The sequence below is a fragment of the Alkalibacterium putridalgicola genome, from assembly GCF_900109825.1.
Classification (GTDB): Bacteria; Bacillota; Bacilli; order Lactobacillales; family Carnobacteriaceae_A; genus Alkalibacterium; species Alkalibacterium putridalgicola.
The window spans coordinates 86,089-103,268 of record NZ_FOBL01000001.1 but is presented as its reverse complement, the minus strand read 5'-3'; the positions used below and the strand labels follow the sequence as shown (position 1 = coordinate 103,268).

Annotated in this window: 15 protein-coding genes; 14 read left to right on the top strand and 1 reads right to left on the bottom strand. The window is 41.7% G+C overall.

Translation table 11 applies throughout. The features are described 5' to 3' along the window. Positions 1-9: 9 nt before the first annotated feature. Positions 10-1,500 carry a phytoene desaturase family protein gene (locus BMX84_RS00485; protein ID WP_091485886.1) on the top strand — a complete coding sequence of 497 codons (1,491 nt, stop codon included), beginning with the start codon at positions 10-12 and terminating at the stop codon, positions 1,498-1,500. 48 nt (positions 1,501-1,548) lie between these two features. On the opposite strand, the gene BMX84_RS00480 is transcribed toward BMX84_RS00485, so the two are convergent. Further along, the gene (locus BMX84_RS00480) at positions 1,549-2,361 is read right to left on the bottom strand and encodes a Cof-type HAD-IIB family hydrolase (RefSeq protein WP_091485883.1); all 813 of its coding nucleotides are present in this window, start codon (positions 2,359-2,361) and stop codon (positions 1,549-1,551) included. A 182-nt stretch (positions 2,362-2,543) separates the two neighbouring features. On the opposite strand from BMX84_RS00480, the gene BMX84_RS00475 reads away from it, so the two are divergent. The 13 genes from BMX84_RS00475 (at position 2,544) to scpB (ending at position 17,174) form a co-directional block, all read left to right on the top strand. Continuing rightward, positions 2,544-2,885, top strand: a complete 342-nt coding sequence (locus tag BMX84_RS00475; RefSeq protein ID WP_091485880.1) for a metal-sulfur cluster assembly factor — start codon at positions 2,544-2,546, stop codon at positions 2,883-2,885. Between the two features lie 122 nt (positions 2,886-3,007). Then, positions 3,008-6,319: a DNA polymerase III subunit alpha gene (dnaE, locus tag BMX84_RS00470; protein ID WP_177165404.1), complete on the top strand. Its 3,312-nt coding sequence runs from the start codon at positions 3,008-3,010 to the stop codon at positions 6,317-6,319. Positions 6,320-6,523: 204 nt separating this feature from the next. Next, a complete protein-coding gene (gene pfkA / locus BMX84_RS00465; protein WP_091485875.1) occupies positions 6,524-7,486 on the top strand; it encodes a 6-phosphofructokinase in 963 nt (320 codons plus the stop codon). A gap of 73 nt (positions 7,487-7,559) precedes the next feature. Continuing rightward, positions 7,560-9,317 (top strand): pyruvate kinase, encoded by a 1,758-nt coding sequence (pyk, locus tag BMX84_RS00460; RefSeq protein ID WP_091485872.1) that lies wholly within the window; start codon positions 7,560-7,562, stop codon positions 9,315-9,317. Between the two features lie 148 nt (positions 9,318-9,465). After that, complete coding sequence (locus tag BMX84_RS00455; RefSeq protein WP_091485870.1) at positions 9,466-10,335, top strand: CvfB family protein; 870 nt, start codon at positions 9,466-9,468, stop codon at positions 10,333-10,335. Positions 10,336-10,435: 100 nt separating this feature from the next. Then, positions 10,436-10,897 (top strand): ferric iron uptake transcriptional regulator, encoded by a 462-nt coding sequence (gene fur / locus BMX84_RS00450; protein WP_091485867.1) that lies wholly within the window; start codon positions 10,436-10,438, stop codon positions 10,895-10,897. 10 nt (positions 10,898-10,907) lie between these two features. Further along, entirely contained in the window at positions 10,908-11,807 is a 900-nt protein-coding gene (gene xerD, locus BMX84_RS00445) for a site-specific tyrosine recombinase XerD (protein WP_091485865.1), read from the top strand. Between the two features lie 124 nt (positions 11,808-11,931). Continuing rightward, on the top strand, positions 11,932-13,101 hold the full coding sequence (gene deoB, locus BMX84_RS00440; RefSeq protein WP_091485862.1) for a phosphopentomutase: 1,170 nt from the start codon (positions 11,932-11,934) through the stop codon (positions 13,099-13,101). A gap of 22 nt (positions 13,102-13,123) precedes the next feature. Continuing rightward, positions 13,124-13,945 (top strand): purine-nucleoside phosphorylase, encoded by an 822-nt coding sequence (locus BMX84_RS00435; protein WP_091485859.1) that lies wholly within the window; start codon positions 13,124-13,126, stop codon positions 13,943-13,945. A gap of 168 nt (positions 13,946-14,113) precedes the next feature. Further along, positions 14,114-15,451 (top strand): diaminopimelate decarboxylase, encoded by a 1,338-nt coding sequence (gene lysA / locus BMX84_RS00430; RefSeq protein WP_371860927.1) that lies wholly within the window; start codon positions 14,114-14,116, stop codon positions 15,449-15,451. Positions 15,452-15,466: 15 nt separating this feature from the next. Then, positions 15,467-15,832 (top strand): GNAT family N-acetyltransferase, encoded by a 366-nt coding sequence (locus BMX84_RS00425; RefSeq protein ID WP_091485857.1) that lies wholly within the window; start codon positions 15,467-15,469, stop codon positions 15,830-15,832. A gap of 21 nt (positions 15,833-15,853) precedes the next feature. After that, positions 15,854-16,627: a segregation/condensation protein A gene (locus tag BMX84_RS00420; RefSeq protein ID WP_091485854.1), complete on the top strand. Its 774-nt coding sequence runs from the start codon at positions 15,854-15,856 to the stop codon at positions 16,625-16,627. Then, entirely contained in the window at positions 16,620-17,174 is a 555-nt protein-coding gene (gene scpB / locus BMX84_RS00415; protein ID WP_091485851.1) for an SMC-Scp complex subunit ScpB, read from the top strand. Before BMX84_RS00420 ends, scpB begins: the two co-directional genes overlap by 8 nt. Positions 17,175-17,180: the final 6 nt, after the last annotated feature.

Genomic DNA, 17,180 nt, shown 5'->3' with positions numbered 1-17,180 from the left:
GCGATATAAATGGCAAAAACAGTAAGTGTTATTGGGGCCGGTGTGGCCGGTCTGGCAAGTGCTATCCGTTTACAGAATCAAGGTTATGACGTAACGCTATACGAAAAAGAAGCCTTGCCGGGCGGAAAAATGAATCAGATAAAAAAGGACGGCTTTACGTTCGATGTGGGTCCGAGTATCGTCATGATGCCGGAAATTTATAATGAAGTATTTGAGGTGGCCGGACGCGACCCCAAGGACTACATACCGATGACACGACTTGATCCTATGTATTCTGCTTATTTCGAAGACGAGCGTATCGATGTATCCAATGATCTGGTTAAGTTGATCGACCATTTAGAAGGGATAAGCGATGAAGATGCGGTCGGTTTCCTTGCTTATCTGAAAGATATATATGAACGGTTCATCATTGCTAAAAAGTATTTTATCCAGCGTCCATTCAGGAATGCGAGTGATTTTTATAACCCATTCATGATCCGACAGGCAATGAAACTGAAGACCTTTGACAGTGCCAACCATTCGATTGGTAAATTCGTGAAAGACAAACGTCTGCAGCAGATTTTAAGTTTTCAGACACTCTATATCGGTATATCGCCCTCAAACGGCCCTTCCCTGTATACCATCATTCCTATGATCGAATACCTGTATGGTATCTGGTTCATTAAAGGCGGAATGCATACGATGGCAAGTTCAATGGAACGTCTGTTTTTAGAACTGGGCGGCACAGTGAACTACAATACACCGGTAGACGAAATCGTTATCGAAAATAAAAGGGCAACAGGCATCAAAGTCAACGGTGAAAAAATACTTTCTGACTATGTCATGTGTAACGCCGATTTTCCTTACGCAATGAAAAATCTGGTGAAAGATAAAAAGGCAAAAGGCAAGTATACAGATAAAAAAATAGATGAAATGAAGTATTCATGTTCCTGCTTTGTCATGTATCTTGGTATGAACAAAAAATATGATGATGTGGAAAACGTTCATAGTTTTATCTTCTCTCAGGAACTGGACCAGAACCTGGAAGATATTTTCGAAGGGAAACTGCTGGAGAAGGCCTCATTCTATGTGTACATCGCTTCGAAGATGGACGAAGATCTGGCACCTGAAAATAAAGACGGTATCTATGTACTGCTGCCTGTTTCGGATCTGGCCACGGCGAATTACGAATGGACAGAAGAAACGAAAGCTTATTACCGTGATCAAGTACTGTCCAAGCTTAAAACCATTGAAGGTTTCGAAACGGTCGAAGAAGACATCATATCTGAAAGTTATATGACGCCAGTCGACTTTGAACAGAAATACAATGCCTACAATGGAGCGACCTTTGGATTAAGACCGACCTTGACTCAAAGCAACCACTTCAGACCCCAGGCTAAAGCCAAACATACAGAGAACCTTTACTTCACTGGAAGCAGCACGCATCCTGGAGCAGGGGTACCGATCGTTCTGACTTCTGCCAAAATTGCCACAGACGAATTGATCAAAGACGATAAATAGAATATTAAAAAGGAGGACAGAGCCGAGGCTCTGTCCTCCTTTTATGGACTATAATTTAAAATAGTTTTCTAAATACTCAGCCAGTCCATCTTCGTGGTTAGAATGTCTGGTAAGATCATTACTTATTGACTGTAGACGTTCAGAACCATTTGACATAACGACTCCGTGTCCGGCGTACTGGATCATTTCATAATCATTTTCCTGATCACCAAAGGCCAGTATGTCCTCACGGGCGAAATGATAGTATCTGGCTATGCGTTCCAATCCCATGGCTTTCTGTACACCTGCAGCTACGACTTCAAGACATGGCGTATTGCCGCCCCACATACGGACCTCTACCGAATTTTTGTAAGTATCGATGATTTTCTGCTCGATTTCCGGCTGAAAATTTCGGGTAGTGGTAAATACGCCGACAGAAGTGGGATCTTCCAGCAGGATCTCCGGTCTCAGTTGTCTGCTCATATGGATCCCTTCAGGAAAGAAGTCAGGATAAGGAACATATTGTCCTTCAATATAAATGGCTGTCTGGGATTCAGCTGCTATAAGTTGAACTTCCGGATTATCCTTAAGAGACAGCATGGACAAAGCAAGGTCTTTGCTTAGTGTCTTATGGTAACCATGATCCCAGTATTTCTGTGAAGGATTATGTAACCAGGCCCCATTGAAATTCACGATCGGCGTATCCAGTTCAAGCTGTTTGTAGTAATAATAACTGTTCCTATAAGGCCTTCCTGTAACGATAGAAACGATATGGCCATCTTTTCTTAGTCGCTGTATTGTCTGTAACGTCCTGTTTGATATTTCAGACTGGTCGTTAAGGGTCGTACCATCCAAATCCAGGGCAATTAATTTTCTTTGCATATTATATCATCCTTTTAGTTCATCGCTTTTCAGTATCTTTATCAGTATAGCAAAGCTGCATGAAAATGTATAATAGTAATTATAAAGGAAAGCTACTCCTGATTTGATTAAAAAAGTCAGACATATGTATGAATTCTCAAGCATGAATATGGTAAAATATAGGAGTGTAAGGAGGAAATTTCATGACTGAAAAGAAATCAGTATGGACTGAAGAAGAAATTGAAGATATAAAAAAACGCATAATGGAAGCCATGGAGCAGGTTATTGACCCGGAACTCGGAATCGATATCGTTAATTTAGGCTTAGTGTATGAAGTGAATGTATTTAACGGCGGTTATTGCGAAATCAAAATCACACTGACCACTATGGGCTGTCCACTAGCTGATGTCATAACTGGAGATATTCTAAACGCTATGAAAAACATACCTGAAGTAACAGAAACTGATGTTAAATTAGTATGGTATCCGGCTTGGGATACCTCCAGAATGAGTCGCTATGCACGTATTGCTTTAGGAATCAGATAATCCATACTCTCAGTAAAGTCCAGGAATCGTTTTTTTATTCCTTAGGCTTTAATGAGAGTTTTTTACTGTTATAATAAAAGATGAAACCTGCCGATAAAGGAAAATGTAAAGAGGTGAAACCATTGTTGAACTACATACCCTTGAATATAATAAGTGCTTATTCTTTACTGGAAAGCACAGTTACTGTCAAACAGCTGGTGTCCAGGGCCAAAGAGCTCGGATACAGTACGATCGCACTCACGGATAATGAAGTCTTGCATGGGGCAGTTGAATTCTATCAGGAAGCAAAAAAACAGGATGTTAAGCCGATCATTGGTATAACGGTCGATATATACGAGAACGAGGGGACAGAAAAAGGTTTATCTGCTGTTTTACTTGCTGAAAATGACGAAGGATATCAGAACCTTCTGTCCTTATCCAGTAAAATAAAAGTCGATCACGTAAGAGTTACAGCCGATATATTGAAGGCTCATGCCAGTCATTTAACGGCCATCGTTGCTTTTCAAAGTTTAAATGAACTTCTTTCTGATAAAGATGCCCGTCTGAGGGAACGTTTAGAAAGAATCAGCAGAGAGATCAGTCATACTTATTTAGGGGTGGCCTATAACGGAAAAAATAATGATGACGTAAAGAATATTATTAAATTTGCTGAAGAAATCACTATGCCTACTGTGGTCAGTGAACCTGTCAAGTCACTGGAAGCAAAAGACTCCCTGTCGCTGAAGGTTCTGAATGCAATAAAAAATCAGACTACGCTGGATTCTGATGAGCATCAGGATGAACTTCCTTTCTTTTTTTTCAAGCAGCCGAAAAATATAGTTGACAAATACACGCAGATCGGTTTAAATGACGCATTGACCAACTCAGTGAGGATTGCTGATTCGATAAATCTGGAGTTGAGCTGGGAGAGTGTCCTTCCTCAATTTGATACACCAGATGGAAAAAAATCATCCCATTACCTTAGGGAAATAGTCTATTCTCATTTAGATGATAAATTACCTGGACATTCTGAAGTATATGACCATCGAATCGAGAAAGAACTCGATGTGATCATCAAAATGGGATTTGCTGATTATTTTCTGATCGTCTGGGATCTGATGAAGTATGCACACGGCAAGGGAATCGTTACAGGAGCGGGAAGAGGATCGGCAGCCGGTTCACTGGTATCCTATGTACTGAACATAACAGATGTGGATCCTGTTGCGTACGATCTGCTTTTTGACCGTTTTCTTAACGAAGAAAGATATACAATGCCCGATATCGATTTAGATTTTCCTGATGATAAGCGGGATAGTATATTAAACTATGTCTTAAATAAATATGGGAAAGAACATGTTGCCCAAATCGCCACGTTCGGAACGTTTGCTGCCAAAATGGCTGTCCGGGATACTGCCCGAGTGTTTGGTTTTTCAGCTGTCGAACTCAAAAAGTGGTCTGATGCTATACCGAGTTCTCTGGGAATAACTTTAAGAAAAGCCTATAAAGAGTCGGGAGAACTTCGAAAACTAGTCAATGAGAATGATAAAAACAAAGCACTATTTAAAACAGCATTAAGTTTAGAGGGCTTACCTAGACATGTATCGACGCATGCAGCAGGCGTCGTCATTTCCAGAGATCCTCTTGTTAAAACGTCCCCTCTGCTGGAAGGGAATGGAGCGATGCCGCTCACTCAATTTACAATGAATGATGTCGAAGCGGTCGGGTTACTTAAAATGGACTTCTTAGGTCTTAAAAATCTGTCTATCTTAGCCGATTGTCTCAATAATGTGAGGGAGTTAAGAGGTGGTGTCAGAGAGAAACTGGCAGCCATTCCACTCGATGACCAGAAGACCATGGATTTATTCAGAAATGGCGATACAAATGGTATTTTTCAATTTGAATCGAGAGGCATACGGAATGTCCTGAGAAAACTTCAGCCGACAACTTTTGAGGATATAGTGGCGGTCAATGCACTGTATAGACCAGGTCCCATGGAACAAATCGATGTGTATATCCGAAGAAAAAATGAAGAGGAAGATATCGCGTATATTCATGAGGATCTTAAAGAAATCCTGGAAGTGACGAATGGGGTTATGGTCTATCAGGAACAGGTCATGAAAGTAGCCTCTAAAATAGCGGGCTATAGTTTGTCGGAAGCCGATATTTTGAGACGAGCGATATCTAAAAAAATAAAATTGGAGATAGATGCAGGGCGCAAACAGTTTGTTGCAGGGGCCAAACGTAAAGGGTACAGCCCAGATGTTGCTGCTCGTATATATGAACACATCGAGCGTTTTGCTGACTATGGCTTTAACCGATCGCATGCCGTGTCTTATTCTAAACTTGCTTTTCAGCTTGCTTATTTTAAAGCAAATCATCCGGCCGCTTTTTTCGTTTCGCTTATGCGTGCCTCGACAAACAATAAAGATAAATTAAGTGCTTATCTATTGGAGGCAAAACAGAGACATATCGAACTTGTCCATCCTGATATCAATAAAAGTGATGAGAATTTCAAAGTTGAGAATGGCAAGATCTGCTTCGGCTTCAACTCGATCAAAGGTATGCGAAAAGATTTTGTGCATCACATTCTGTTCGTGAGAAGAAAAAAGGGAAAGTTCAAGGACTTGCTATCTTTCATAAATAGTATCGATGAAAGATGGAGAAAAGAACAACTCATTCTGCCTCTCATATATGCAGGAAGTTTTGACAAGTTGGCGTACAACCGGCGTACATTGGTCGACTCATTGGAATCGATGCTGAATAGTGTGAATATGAGTAGCGGGAATATCGAGCTGTTCGAATCGCTCGCGCCAAAAATACATGAAAAACAGGAATACAGTTTGGAAGAACGTCTGAAACAGGAATTTGAAGTCACAGGTTTTTATCTCTCGGGGCATCCAGCGGATAAATTTATGGATATGAGAGATAACAGACAAATCATCTATATAACTGATTCTATTCAGAATAAAGTGCAGACATATATTGTCTCTGTTCAGGGAATCAAGAAAATACAAACAAAAAGAGGCGAACCCATGGCCTTTTTAGAAGTGACTGATGCCTCTGGAGAAGCGACATGCGTTTTGTTTCCAGATGTATATAGAAGATACTCAAAAGTGCTTGAAAAAAACAGTATATTCTTAGTGAAAGGCAAAGCTGAATTTAAAAAAAATAAGTGGAACGTGCTCGTGTCACAGATGCAGGATCCTGGATCCATTACTAAAGCCGTTCAAAAGTATTTATATTTAAGATTTGAAGACCTGAAAGAACAAAGAGAAGTATTTAATGAAATTTTAGAAATATTGGAAAAAGATCAAGGGGATACAGAAGTTATTATTTATGATCAGTCGCTGGACAAAAAAGAAAAACTGAAAGCAAAATATAAGGTGGATAGCCATACGACAAGTGTTAACTCGATTGCAGAAATTTTGGGTAAAAAGAATGTAATTTTAAAATAATTATAAAATTTTCGCTGTATATCTGTATTTTATAAGACAATTAGACAAAAAAGTGATAAGATAAGAGATGGATGAAATAAAAATGATGATTTTGAAGTTTCTTGAGTGGAGAGAGAGTTTTCTTTACTCAAGGTGTTTTACATATCTTTACCGGATTGTCCGGTGAGTGTGGAAAGAAAAATTGCATTGAAGGTGGATATAAAGATGAAAAGAATTGGAGTTCTTACAAGTGGAGGAGACGCTCCGGGAATGAATGCTGCTATTCGGGCAGTTGTCCGAAAAGCACTTCATGAAGGTATGGAAGTTTACGGTGTTAATTATGGTTTTGCCGGACTTGTAGCTGGAGACATTAGAAAACTGACCAGAAGAGATGTAGGTGATATGATCCAGCGTGGAGGAACATTCCTTTATTCCGCGCGTTATCCTCAATTTGCTACAGAAGAAGGACAATTAAAAGGTATCGAACAACTTAAACGCTTTGGGATAGAAGGATTAGTTGTCATCGGTGGAGACGGATCATATAGAGGTGCTTACGCACTGACTAAACACGGTTACCCTTGTGTCGGCGTCCCGGGCACGATCGATAACGACATTCCGGGTACGGATTACACTATCGGTTTCGATACGACCATTAATACCGTCCTTGAGGCATTGGACAGAATCAGAGATACAGCAACTTCTCACATTCGTACGTTCGTCATCGAAGTAATGGGAAGAGATGCCGGTGATATTGCCTTATGGTCAGGTGTGGCCAGTGGTGCTGAACAGATCATCATTCCTGAGAAGGAATTTGATATCACTGAAGTTGCAGATACGATTCGCGTAGGCCGTGAAAAAGGTAAAAAGCATTCCATTATCGTTCTAGCCGAAGGTGTTATGGACGGGCAGGAATTTGCTGAAAAACTGGACGCGATCGATAATTTCCATGTCAGAGTAACGGTTTTAGGGCATGTACAACGAGGCGGTTCACCAACTGCTAGAGATAGAGTCCTTGCTTCGCAATTCGGTGCCAAAGCTGTCGAGGCCCTGAAAGATGGACATGGCGGAGTATGCATAGGGTTAGATAGAGAAGAATATGTTGTCAGAGATATCGTCGATACATTAGACAATATGAAACACAAACCTAACCTGGACTTGTATAAGCTGAATGAAGAGATTTCAAATTAATCAGCGATATATTTTTTCACGACTTTAAATCATCATTAATATATAAAAAATAAATATATAGGAGAGTTAACGTATGAAAAAAACAAAAATTGTTTGTACCATAGGTCCAGCTAGTGAATCGTTAGATACACTGGTAAAGTTAATCGAATCAGGAATGAACGTTGCACGCTTGAACTTCTCTCACGGAGATCACGCAGAGCATTTAGCTCGTATTGAAAATATCCGTAAAGCTTCTGAAAAAACCGGGAAAATGGTCGGGATCATGCTCGATACTAAAGGTCCTGAAATCAGAACGAACAATATGAAAGACGGAGCCATTACCTTAACTAAAGGTGATACCGTTCGTATTTCCATGTCAGAAGTTGAAGGAACCAAAGAAAAATTCTCAGTCACTTATTCTGACCTGATCAATGATGTGACACCTGGTTCCAGCATCCTTCTTGACGACGGTCTGATCAACCTGCAAGTCACTGACATTGAACATGACAATGGCGAAATCGTAACGACAGCTCAAAATACAGGCATCCTTAAAAACAAAAAAGGTGTCAACGTGCCTGGCGTTTCTGTCAACTTGCCAGGTCTTACAGAAAAAGACCGTTCAGATATCCAGTTCGGTCTAGACAACAATATCGACTATATCGCAGCATCATTCGTCAGACGTCCTTCAGATGTATTGGAAATCACTGAAATTCTGGAAAAACAAGACAAAATGCATGTTCAGATTATTCCTAAGATCGAAAACCAGGAAGGTGTCGACAACCTTGAAGAAATCCTGGCTATTGCAGACGGATTGATGGTTGCCCGTGGTGACTTAGGCGTGGAGATCCCGACTGAGGACGTGCCGATCGTTCAGAAACGCATGATTTCTCTATGTAATAATGCCGGCAAACCGGTCATTACTGCTACTCAAATGCTGGACTCCATGCAGGTCAACCCTCGCCCGACAAGAGCTGAAGCTTCAGACGTCGCTAACGCTATATTTGACGGAACAGATGCGATCATGCTTTCTGGTGAAACGGCTGCCGGGGATTACCCTGTAGAATCAGTACAAACCATGTACAACATCGCTATACGTACGGAATCGTCACTGGTCAACCAGGATGCCTTTGCTCTTAAAGCATATGACAGAAATGATATGACAGAAGCGATCGGTCAAGCTGTCGGACACACAGCAAAAAATCTGAACATTCACACGATCGTTGCAGCGACTGAATCCGGACACACTGCACGTATGATTTCTAAGTTTAGACCAAAAGCTGATATTTTAGCCGTAACATTCAGCGAAGAAACAGCAAGAGGTTTGGCTCTGCAGTGGGGCGTTCAACCGACTGTTTCAGAAAAACCTACATCAACTGATGATATGTTCAACTTGGCCACTCAAACAACAGTTGAAAAAGGCTTTGCTAAAGAAGGCGACCTGATCATTATTACAGCCGGCGTACCTGTTGGAGAACGCGGAACTACGAATGTGATGAAGATCCAATTGATCGGATCAAAACTGACAAGCGGCCAAGGTGTCGGATCTGAATCCGTTATCGGTAAAGCGATCGTGGCTGAAACAGCTGACGAAGCGATCGAACGTGCGATCGAAGGCGGCATTTTAGTCGTGAAGAGCACAGATAAGGATTACCTGCCAGCAATCGAGAAATCTGCTGCTATCGAAGTAGAACAAGGCGGACTGACTTCACATGCAGCCGTGATCGGTATTGCTATGGGAATTCCGGTAATCGTTTCTGCTGAAAATGCAACAGAATTGATCGAACAGGATGAATTGATCACTGTCGATGCTCGTCGTGGTATTATCTACCGTGGCGCAACTACAGCAATTTAATCCATCGATTAAACTAGAAAAATAAGTTATAAATGAGACAATGGTTGATAGAATTCGTAGGATTGATGTTCTTGAGCATCTTCGAAATGACATTCAATCATTGTCTCATTTTTTATTTTTACTTTATAGTTACAAAAAGGAGACAGACATGAATAAAGATTTGGCAACAATCATTACAGCTATCGTCACAGACAAGAATGATAAAGAAGCATTTGTGCAGAAGAATGGGATCACATACAGAGTCGTTTCAGAAGATGAGGTTTCTGTTGGTGATACATTAAAAGGATTTGTATATATCGATAAACAGGATCAGGCAGTATTTACGACAGATCTCCCTGAAATCAATAAAGAAACGTTCGGCTGGGGGACAGTCGTTAAGGTGAACAGAAAATTAGGCGTTTTTGTAGATGTAAACTGGCAGGATAAGGATGTTGTCGTTTCCATGGATGATCTGCCTGCAGAAGGGCGTCTCTGGCCAAAAGAAGGGGATAAGCTCTTCGTTTCCATTAAAGTAGATGACAAGGATCGCATATGGGGTGATCTGGCAGACGAAGAAAAATTCTTTGAAGACTACGTCGAAGGCACGAAACAAATGCATAATCAGGATGTTACGGGTATCGTCTTCCATCTTAAGAAAAGCGGGACCTACATTATTACAGAAGACAAATACATTCTATTTGTTCATCCGAGTGAACAGGATCAGGAGCCAAGACTAGGTCAGGAAGTTTCAGGTCGGATCATCGGGGTAAGAGAAGACGGCGTCCTTTATGCTTCCAGACAACCGCGGGCTCATGAAGTCATTGAAGATGATGCACTTATGCTGCTTGAGATGCTGAAACGTTCTGAAGATGGTCGTATCCCATTCCATAATAAAACGGAGCCGGAGCTTATCAAAAAGCAATTCGGGATCAGTAAGGGACAATTTAAGCGTGCTGTCGGCAGACTGATGAAAAAAGGGTTAGTCACTCAGGACGAAGAAGGTACAAAATTGATCAAAGATCCCGCAGATGAACAATAAACAGGTTGAGACTTTGGAGATATTCTTTTATACTTATTCTAATGAGGAATAGGTATAGTAGGGTATAGATAAGAATCAATATAATCTAAGGGAGTTCGGCATGAATAAATTAGACTCTTCGTTTAAAGTAATAAAAAAGAAGTTGCAAGAGGCAGGGTTCAAACTGACCCCTCAAAGAGAGCTGACCGTTGAGGTTTTGCTTGAAAAGGAAAAAGACCACTTGAGTGCCGAAGAAGTGTACCTTTTGGTGAAATCAAAAAACACCGGTATCGGACTGGCGACAGTTTATCGTACGCTTGAGATCCTGACCGAGCTTCAGATCATCAATAAGCTGACTTTTCAGGATGGAATCGCTCGATATGACCTCAATATGAATGGTGGTAAACATCAACACCACCACTTATTGTGTCTGAAATGCGGGAAGATCGAAGAAGTGAAAAATGATATGCTCCTGGAAATCGAAATGGAGATCGAGAAGGAATATCACTTTATAGTGAAAGATCATCGCCTGACTTTCCACGGTATTTGCAGCAATTGTACCAGTAACCAATTGAGTAAATGAGGTTGAGTGTATGTTGAATAGAGAACCATTTGATGACTATATCGTCTTTCTTAAAATCGAAAAAGGCTTATCTGTTAATACAGTCAACAGTTACAGGAGAGATATCGAACAATACATCAGTTACCTGGATGAACATGAAATAATGTCGTGGGAGGGGATAGACCGCTATCTCCTTCTCGCTTATTTCAGTGATCAGAAGAACATGAATAAGGCAGACAATACGATCATCCGTATGTTTTCAAGTATCAGAAAATTTCATCAGTACTTAAAGCAGGAAGGATATACGCAGGAAGACCCCATGCTGTACGTGAAAACGCCTAAGAAGGCAGATAGCTTGCCTAAAATCGTATCCATGCAGCAGATCGATCAGCTCCTGCAGACACCAGACATTACCAGACCATTAGGTATTAGGGATCGCGCGATACTGGAAGTGATGTATGCCACGGGCCTGCGCATTACCGAATTGATCGAGTTGACGACCAATGACATTCATATGTCCATGAAGCTCATTCAAATAGTCGGCAAGGGAAACAAAGAACGGCTGATACCCATCGGTGATATGGGCTGCAAGTGGCTGGACTACTACATGACCACGACCAGACCGAAACTGCTGGAAAAAGCGAAGCAGGAGACTGCTGTTATTTTTTTGAATTCTCGTGGAAGCCCTTTAAGCCGGCAGGGCGTCTGGAAAAACATAAAAAAAATCGCTCAAAAAGCCGGGCTGAAAAAATCGATTACGCCACATACGCTGAGACACTCTTTCGCCACTCATCTACTTGAGAACGGTGCGGATCTGAGAGTGGTACAGGAGCTTTTGGGCCATGCGAATGTTTCCACGACCCAGATCTATACACACATAACCAAGCACAGACTGAAAGATGTCTATACGACCTACCACCCGAGGGCTTGACAGTAATAATGAGTGTAATCTAAAAATGTTATCATAAAAGCGCTGAACACCGCGTCATTCTTGCATTCTTAAGAAGAAACATATATTCTAAAAGTATGAGAAAATAAAAGGAGGAAGTTTTTTTATGAATTTTGATCGTGTCCATTTAGTCGTTTTAGATTCAGTCGGTATCGGTGAAGCACCCGATGCTAAAGATTTCAATGATGAAGGCGCACACACGTTAGGCCACATTGCAGAAGAGGCAGGCTTAAGTGTCCCGAACATGCAGTCTTTAGGTTTAGGAAATATTGCACCTTTAAAAGGGATCGATCCCGTCGATTCAGCAAAAGGCTACTATACAAAACTGGAAGAAAAATCTGTAGGTAAAGATACGATGACGGGCCACTGGGAATTAATGGGTCTGCATATCAAAACACCGTTCAGAGTCTTCCCTGATGGCTTTCCTGATGACTTGATCAAGCAGATCGAAGAGCACACAGGAAGAAAAATCGTCGGCAACAAACCGGCGTCTGGAACGGAGATCATTGATGAGCTCGGTGAACACCAGATGGAAACAGGTGACCTGATCGTTTACACATCTGCTGACCCTGTTCTCCAGATCGCAGCACATGAAGAGGTGATCCCTCTGGAAGAGCTATACGAGATCTGTGAATATGTCAGAGAAATCACAAAAGATGATCCTTATATGATCGGTCGTATCATTGCCCGTCCATATGTGGGCGAACCTGGTGATTTCAATCGTACAAGCAACCGTCACGACTATGCATTAAGTCCTTTCGGTGATACGGTACTGGATTCTCTTAAAGAAGACGGTAAAGATGTCATTGCAGTCGGCAAGATCAATGATATCTTCAACGGCAAAGGCATTACAGAATCTGTACGTACGAAATCCAACATGGATGGTGTGGACCAGCTGTTAAAAGTCATGAAAAAAGATTTCAACGGTATGAGCTTTACTAACCTTGTTGATTTTGATGCTCTTTACGGCCACAGAAGGAATGTTGAAGGATATAGAGACGCTCTTGAAGCTTTCGATGCCCGCATGCCGGAAATCTATGATGCTCTAGAAGATAACGATCTTCTGATCATTACGGCTGACCATGGTAACGATCCGACAGCTTCTGGAACAGATCATACGAGAGAGTACGTTCCTGTTCTGATTTATTCTCCAAAATTTAATACTGGAGAAGAATTACCTCAGGGACTGTTTGCAGATATCAGTGCAACGATCGCAGACAACTTCAACGTCAAAGCCACTGGTTTCGGCGACAGCTTCCTCGGCAAACTAAAATAAACATTTAAAAGGAGAAAAATGAATGACTGAAAAATATACTGAAGCAATTGAGAAAGCATCTTCATTCCTTAAATCTAAAGGGATGGAAAAACCCGAAATAGGACTGATCCTGGGATCCGGTTTAGGAGAGCTGGCAAACGAAGCAGAAAATGCTGTTGTTGTTCCTTATGAAGATATCCCTGAATTCCCTGTTTCCACAGTTCAAGGACATGCCGGCCAGCTGGTTTACGGTGACCTCGGCGGGAAAAAAGTCCTGGCTATGCAGGGACGTTTCCACTACTATGAAGGCTATTCCATGCAGGAAGTTACGTTCCCAGTCAGAGTAATGAAAGCTCTTGGCGTAGAATCACTGGTTGTTACGAATGCCGCAGGCGGAGTAAATGAAGACTTTACACCAGGCGATCTGATGATCATTACTGATCACATCAACATGATCGGTGTGAACCCGCTGCACGGGCCGAACGATAACGATCTAGGTCCAAGATTTACTGATATGAGCAGTGCCTACAACAAAGAATATCAGCGTCTGATTGAAGAGGCAGCTTCTGAACAGGACATCAATGTTCAAAAAGGTGTGTACATGGGCTTTTCAGGTCCGACGTACGAAACGCCAGCTGAAGTCCGAATGGCGCGTACTTTAGGCGGAGATGCTGTCGGTATGTCAACTGTGCCTGAAGTGATCGTTGCTAATCATGCCGGACTTAAAGTTGCAGGTATTTCATGTATCACGAACTATGCTGCAGGCATGCAGGAAAATCTGAATCACGACGAAGTGGTAGAAGTCACCACGCGTGTAAGAGAGACATTTAAGTCCCTAGTCAAATCAGTCATTTCAAAACTTTAAACCGTTTGGACTAAGTCATATCGGGAGAAAGAGCGAAAGTGTAGAAGCTTTCGCTCTTTCTCTGTCTGTATATCAGTATCTGTTTGATTTTTGAGTGATAAGTAGGTATGATTATCATGAATGATTTTCTTTCGTTGTAAACAACCAATTTAACAAGGAATGTGGGAAATGATGAATAAACAGACTTATAATAAACGAATGATGAGCAACATGGGAGTCAACAGTCAGAATCATTTAGTCATTGATGGTGTGGATACAGTAGATATCGTCAATAAATACGGCACGCCTGTCAATGTCTATGATATTTCTTTGATCAAACAGAAAATCAGTGCATTTAAAGAAGCCTTTAAAACGTATGAAAACAAAACGCAGGTTGCTTATGCCAGTAAAGCGTTCTCTTCGCTGGCTCTTTATGAAATACTGGCTAAAGAAGATGTATCCCTGGACGTTGTATCCGGCGGTGAACTTTTTTTAGCTCTAAAAGCTGGCTTTCCAAAAGAGCGTATTCATTTCCATGGAAACAATAAATCACATGAAGAACTGGAAGCTGCTATATCCGAACAGATCGGCTGCATAGTGATCGATAATTTCTATGAAATCGGCATGATCGAAGAGCTTACAAAAAAACTCGATACAACAGTGGATGTCCTGATACGAGTCACTCCAGGTGTAGAAGCACATACGCATGAATATATCACAACTGGACAGGCAGATTCTAAGTTCGGCTTTGATTTGGCATCCGGTCAGGTCGAAGCAGCCATCAAAGAGATCAAGTCCATTGACAGGATCAATATGATCGGTCTGCATGCTCATATCGGTTCTCAGATTTTTGAGGTCGACGGGTATCAAGCAGTGATAGAGAAACTTATAGGTAAAGCTAAAGAGTGGAAAGAGGCCTATGACTTTAAATTAGAGGTTCTGAATGTAGGTGGAGGATTCGGTATACGCTACACGGATGAAGATGCCCCTCTTCCGCTGGATGAGTATGCAAAAGCTATTATGAGTGCTGTGAGAAATCATGCAGACGTGAATGATTTGGTCTTACCCGAGATCTGGATCGAGCCGGGAAGAAGTATCGTCGGCGAAGCAGGGACGAGTTTGTATACCATTGGAACGCAAAAAACGATCCCCTCGATCAGAAAATATGTGTCTGTTGACGGTGGGATGGCAGATAATATCAGACCAGCCTTATATCAGGCAGAGTATACAGGCGTATTGGCAAACAGAGTCAACGAAGAGGAAGAAGAAAAAGTCTCCATTGCCGGAAAAGCCTGCGAAAGCGGAGATATGCTGATCTGGGATATCACCTTACCGCAGCCGGACCAGAATGATATCCTTGCTGTCTTCAGTACGGGTGCTTATGGCTATTCTATGGCTAGCAATTACAATCGTCTTCCAAGACCAGCTGTTGTATTTGTAGAAAACGGGAAAGACTTTTTAGCGATTCGACGAGAAACAGTTCAGGATTTCCTGAAGCTGGAAAATAGTATGGAAAACTGGAACTAAAATAGGAGGGCTTTTATGCTCATCAGATACAAAGCTGATTATCAGAAAATAACGATGGGATTACTGTCCTACGTTCCTGATTTAAAAGAGACAGCTCGTTTGACAAAGGAAATGGAATGGTACAATCAGGAAGATAACAGGCAGCTGTTTTTATGGAAAAGTGAGGAAACAGGAGATTTAGCCGGTGTTGTCGGTATAGAAGAGGATGAAGAAATCGTTCTCTTGAGACACATTGCGGTCAATCCTTCCTATCGTGAAGAAGGGATGGCATACCGTATGCTGACGGCGCTGTCAAAAATCTATGCATCGAAGCGTATTGTCGGTACACTTGAAACGGCCTCGATTGTTACGAAATGGCAAAAAGGAACAGATCATCAATAACACAACAAAGTAGGAATCCGAATGAGCGAAAAATGGAAAGTAAACTTGGATATATTTGAAGGTCCACTTGATTTGCTGCTTCATTTGATCAATAAACTGGAGATAGATATCTATGATATCCCCATCAAAGAAATAACTGAACAGTATTTAAATTATATCCATGCCATGCAGATGCTCCGGCTGGACGTGGCAGGGGAATATCTTGTCATGGCCGCTACTCTGATGTCGATCAAGAGTCAACTGCTTCTTCCAAGAAATGAATCATGGGAAGAAGAAGGGGAAGAGTATGCCGTTGAAGAAGATTCCATCGAGAATCTTCAGCAGAAACTCCTCGAGTATCGCAAGATAAAATATGCATCGACTAAACTGAATGAGCACCGGAAAACCAGGGAGCAGCATTACTCGAAACCACATGAAGACTTGACCCATTTTCAGCAGTTTGTTCCTATGGAAGCGGGAGAACTGGAACTGAGAGATCTTATTGGAGCTTTCGGTGAAATGTTTAGAAGAAAAGAATGGCTGGATCCCGCACCCAGCACGATCGATCTGGAAGAAATCACAGTGAATGAGAAAATCGAGTGGCTTGAAAGAAGGATGCTGAAAAGCACACAGGCCATTCCTTTTAGACTGCTCTTTTCCAGACCGACCAAAAGAGAATATGTCGTCACCTTTCTGGCTCTGCTGGAGATGATGAAGGACAACAGGGTCATCATCAAACAGAGTGAGAGCTTTGGTGAAATTTATTTATCACGTGTACAGCAGGAGGAGAAAGGACTGAGTCAGCCAGATGAATGAGTTTGCTACATATGAAGCTTTATTATTCATAGCCGGGGAAGAGGGGATGAGGCTGAATGATTTGGCTCAGTTGACCAAATCGACCCCCGAGCATGTTAAAGCGTGTCTTGAAGAACTATCTGAACGTTACTTGAACGAGGAAAACAGCGGTCTCAAGCTTATAGAAACTGCAGAAACCTATCGTCTGGTCACGAAGAAAGAATTTTCAGCGGTCATCGAACAGTATGCTCAGTCTCCTTTATCGAAAAAATTAAGCAAGGCTTCAGTTGAAACCTTAGCCGTCATTGCGTATAAGCAGCCGATCACGCGAATGGAAATCGAAGATATCAGAGGCGTTCAATTGTCTTCAAGTCTTCAGAAACTGAAACTAAGAAATCTGATTCAAGAAATAGGACGTGTGGAGGCGCCCGGACGTCCGGTACTTTATGGTACGACCGACTATTTCCTGGATTATTTTGGATTGAATGATCTGACAGAATTACCTGAACTTGAAGTCGAAGAAAAAATCGAAAATCAGCGTTTATTTGATGAAGAATTAGAATTTTAAAGGAGA

Bases quoted from the DNA above. Each gene is read 5' to 3' on its own strand.
- BMX84_RS00420 (WP_091485854.1), top strand. From the start codon at position 15,854: ATGAGCGAAAAATGGAAAGTAAACTTGGATATATTTGAAGGTCCACTT.
- BMX84_RS00455 (WP_091485870.1), top strand. From the start codon at position 9,466: ATGAATAAAGATTTGGCAACAATCATTACAGCTATCGTCACAGACAAG.
- scpB (WP_091485851.1), top strand. From the start codon at position 16,620: ATGAATGAGTTTGCTACATATGAAGCTTTATTATTCATAGCCGGGGAA.
- pyk (WP_091485872.1), top strand. From the start codon at position 7,560: ATGAAAAAAACAAAAATTGTTTGTACCATAGGTCCAGCTAGTGAATCG.
- pfkA (WP_091485875.1), top strand. From the start codon at position 6,524: ATGAAAAGAATTGGAGTTCTTACAAGTGGAGGAGACGCTCCGGGAATG.
- BMX84_RS00425 (WP_091485857.1), top strand. From the start codon at position 15,467: ATGCTCATCAGATACAAAGCTGATTATCAGAAAATAACGATGGGATTA.
- BMX84_RS00435 (WP_091485859.1), top strand. From the start codon at position 13,124: ATGACTGAAAAATATACTGAAGCAATTGAGAAAGCATCTTCATTCCTT.
- xerD (WP_091485865.1), top strand. From the start codon at position 10,908: ATGTTGAATAGAGAACCATTTGATGACTATATCGTCTTTCTTAAAATC.
- lysA (WP_371860927.1), top strand. From the start codon at position 14,114: ATGATGAATAAACAGACTTATAATAAACGAATGATGAGCAACATGGGA.
- fur (WP_091485867.1), top strand. From the start codon at position 10,436: ATGAATAAATTAGACTCTTCGTTTAAAGTAATAAAAAAGAAGTTGCAA.
- BMX84_RS00480 (WP_091485883.1), bottom strand. From the start codon at position 2,361: ATGCAAAGAAAATTAATTGCCCTGGATTTGGATGGTACGACCCTTAAC.
- BMX84_RS00485 (WP_091485886.1), top strand. From the start codon at position 10: ATGGCAAAAACAGTAAGTGTTATTGGGGCCGGTGTGGCCGGTCTGGCA.
- deoB (WP_091485862.1), top strand. From the start codon at position 11,932: ATGAATTTTGATCGTGTCCATTTAGTCGTTTTAGATTCAGTCGGTATC.
- BMX84_RS00475 (WP_091485880.1), top strand. From the start codon at position 2,544: ATGACTGAAAAGAAATCAGTATGGACTGAAGAAGAAATTGAAGATATA.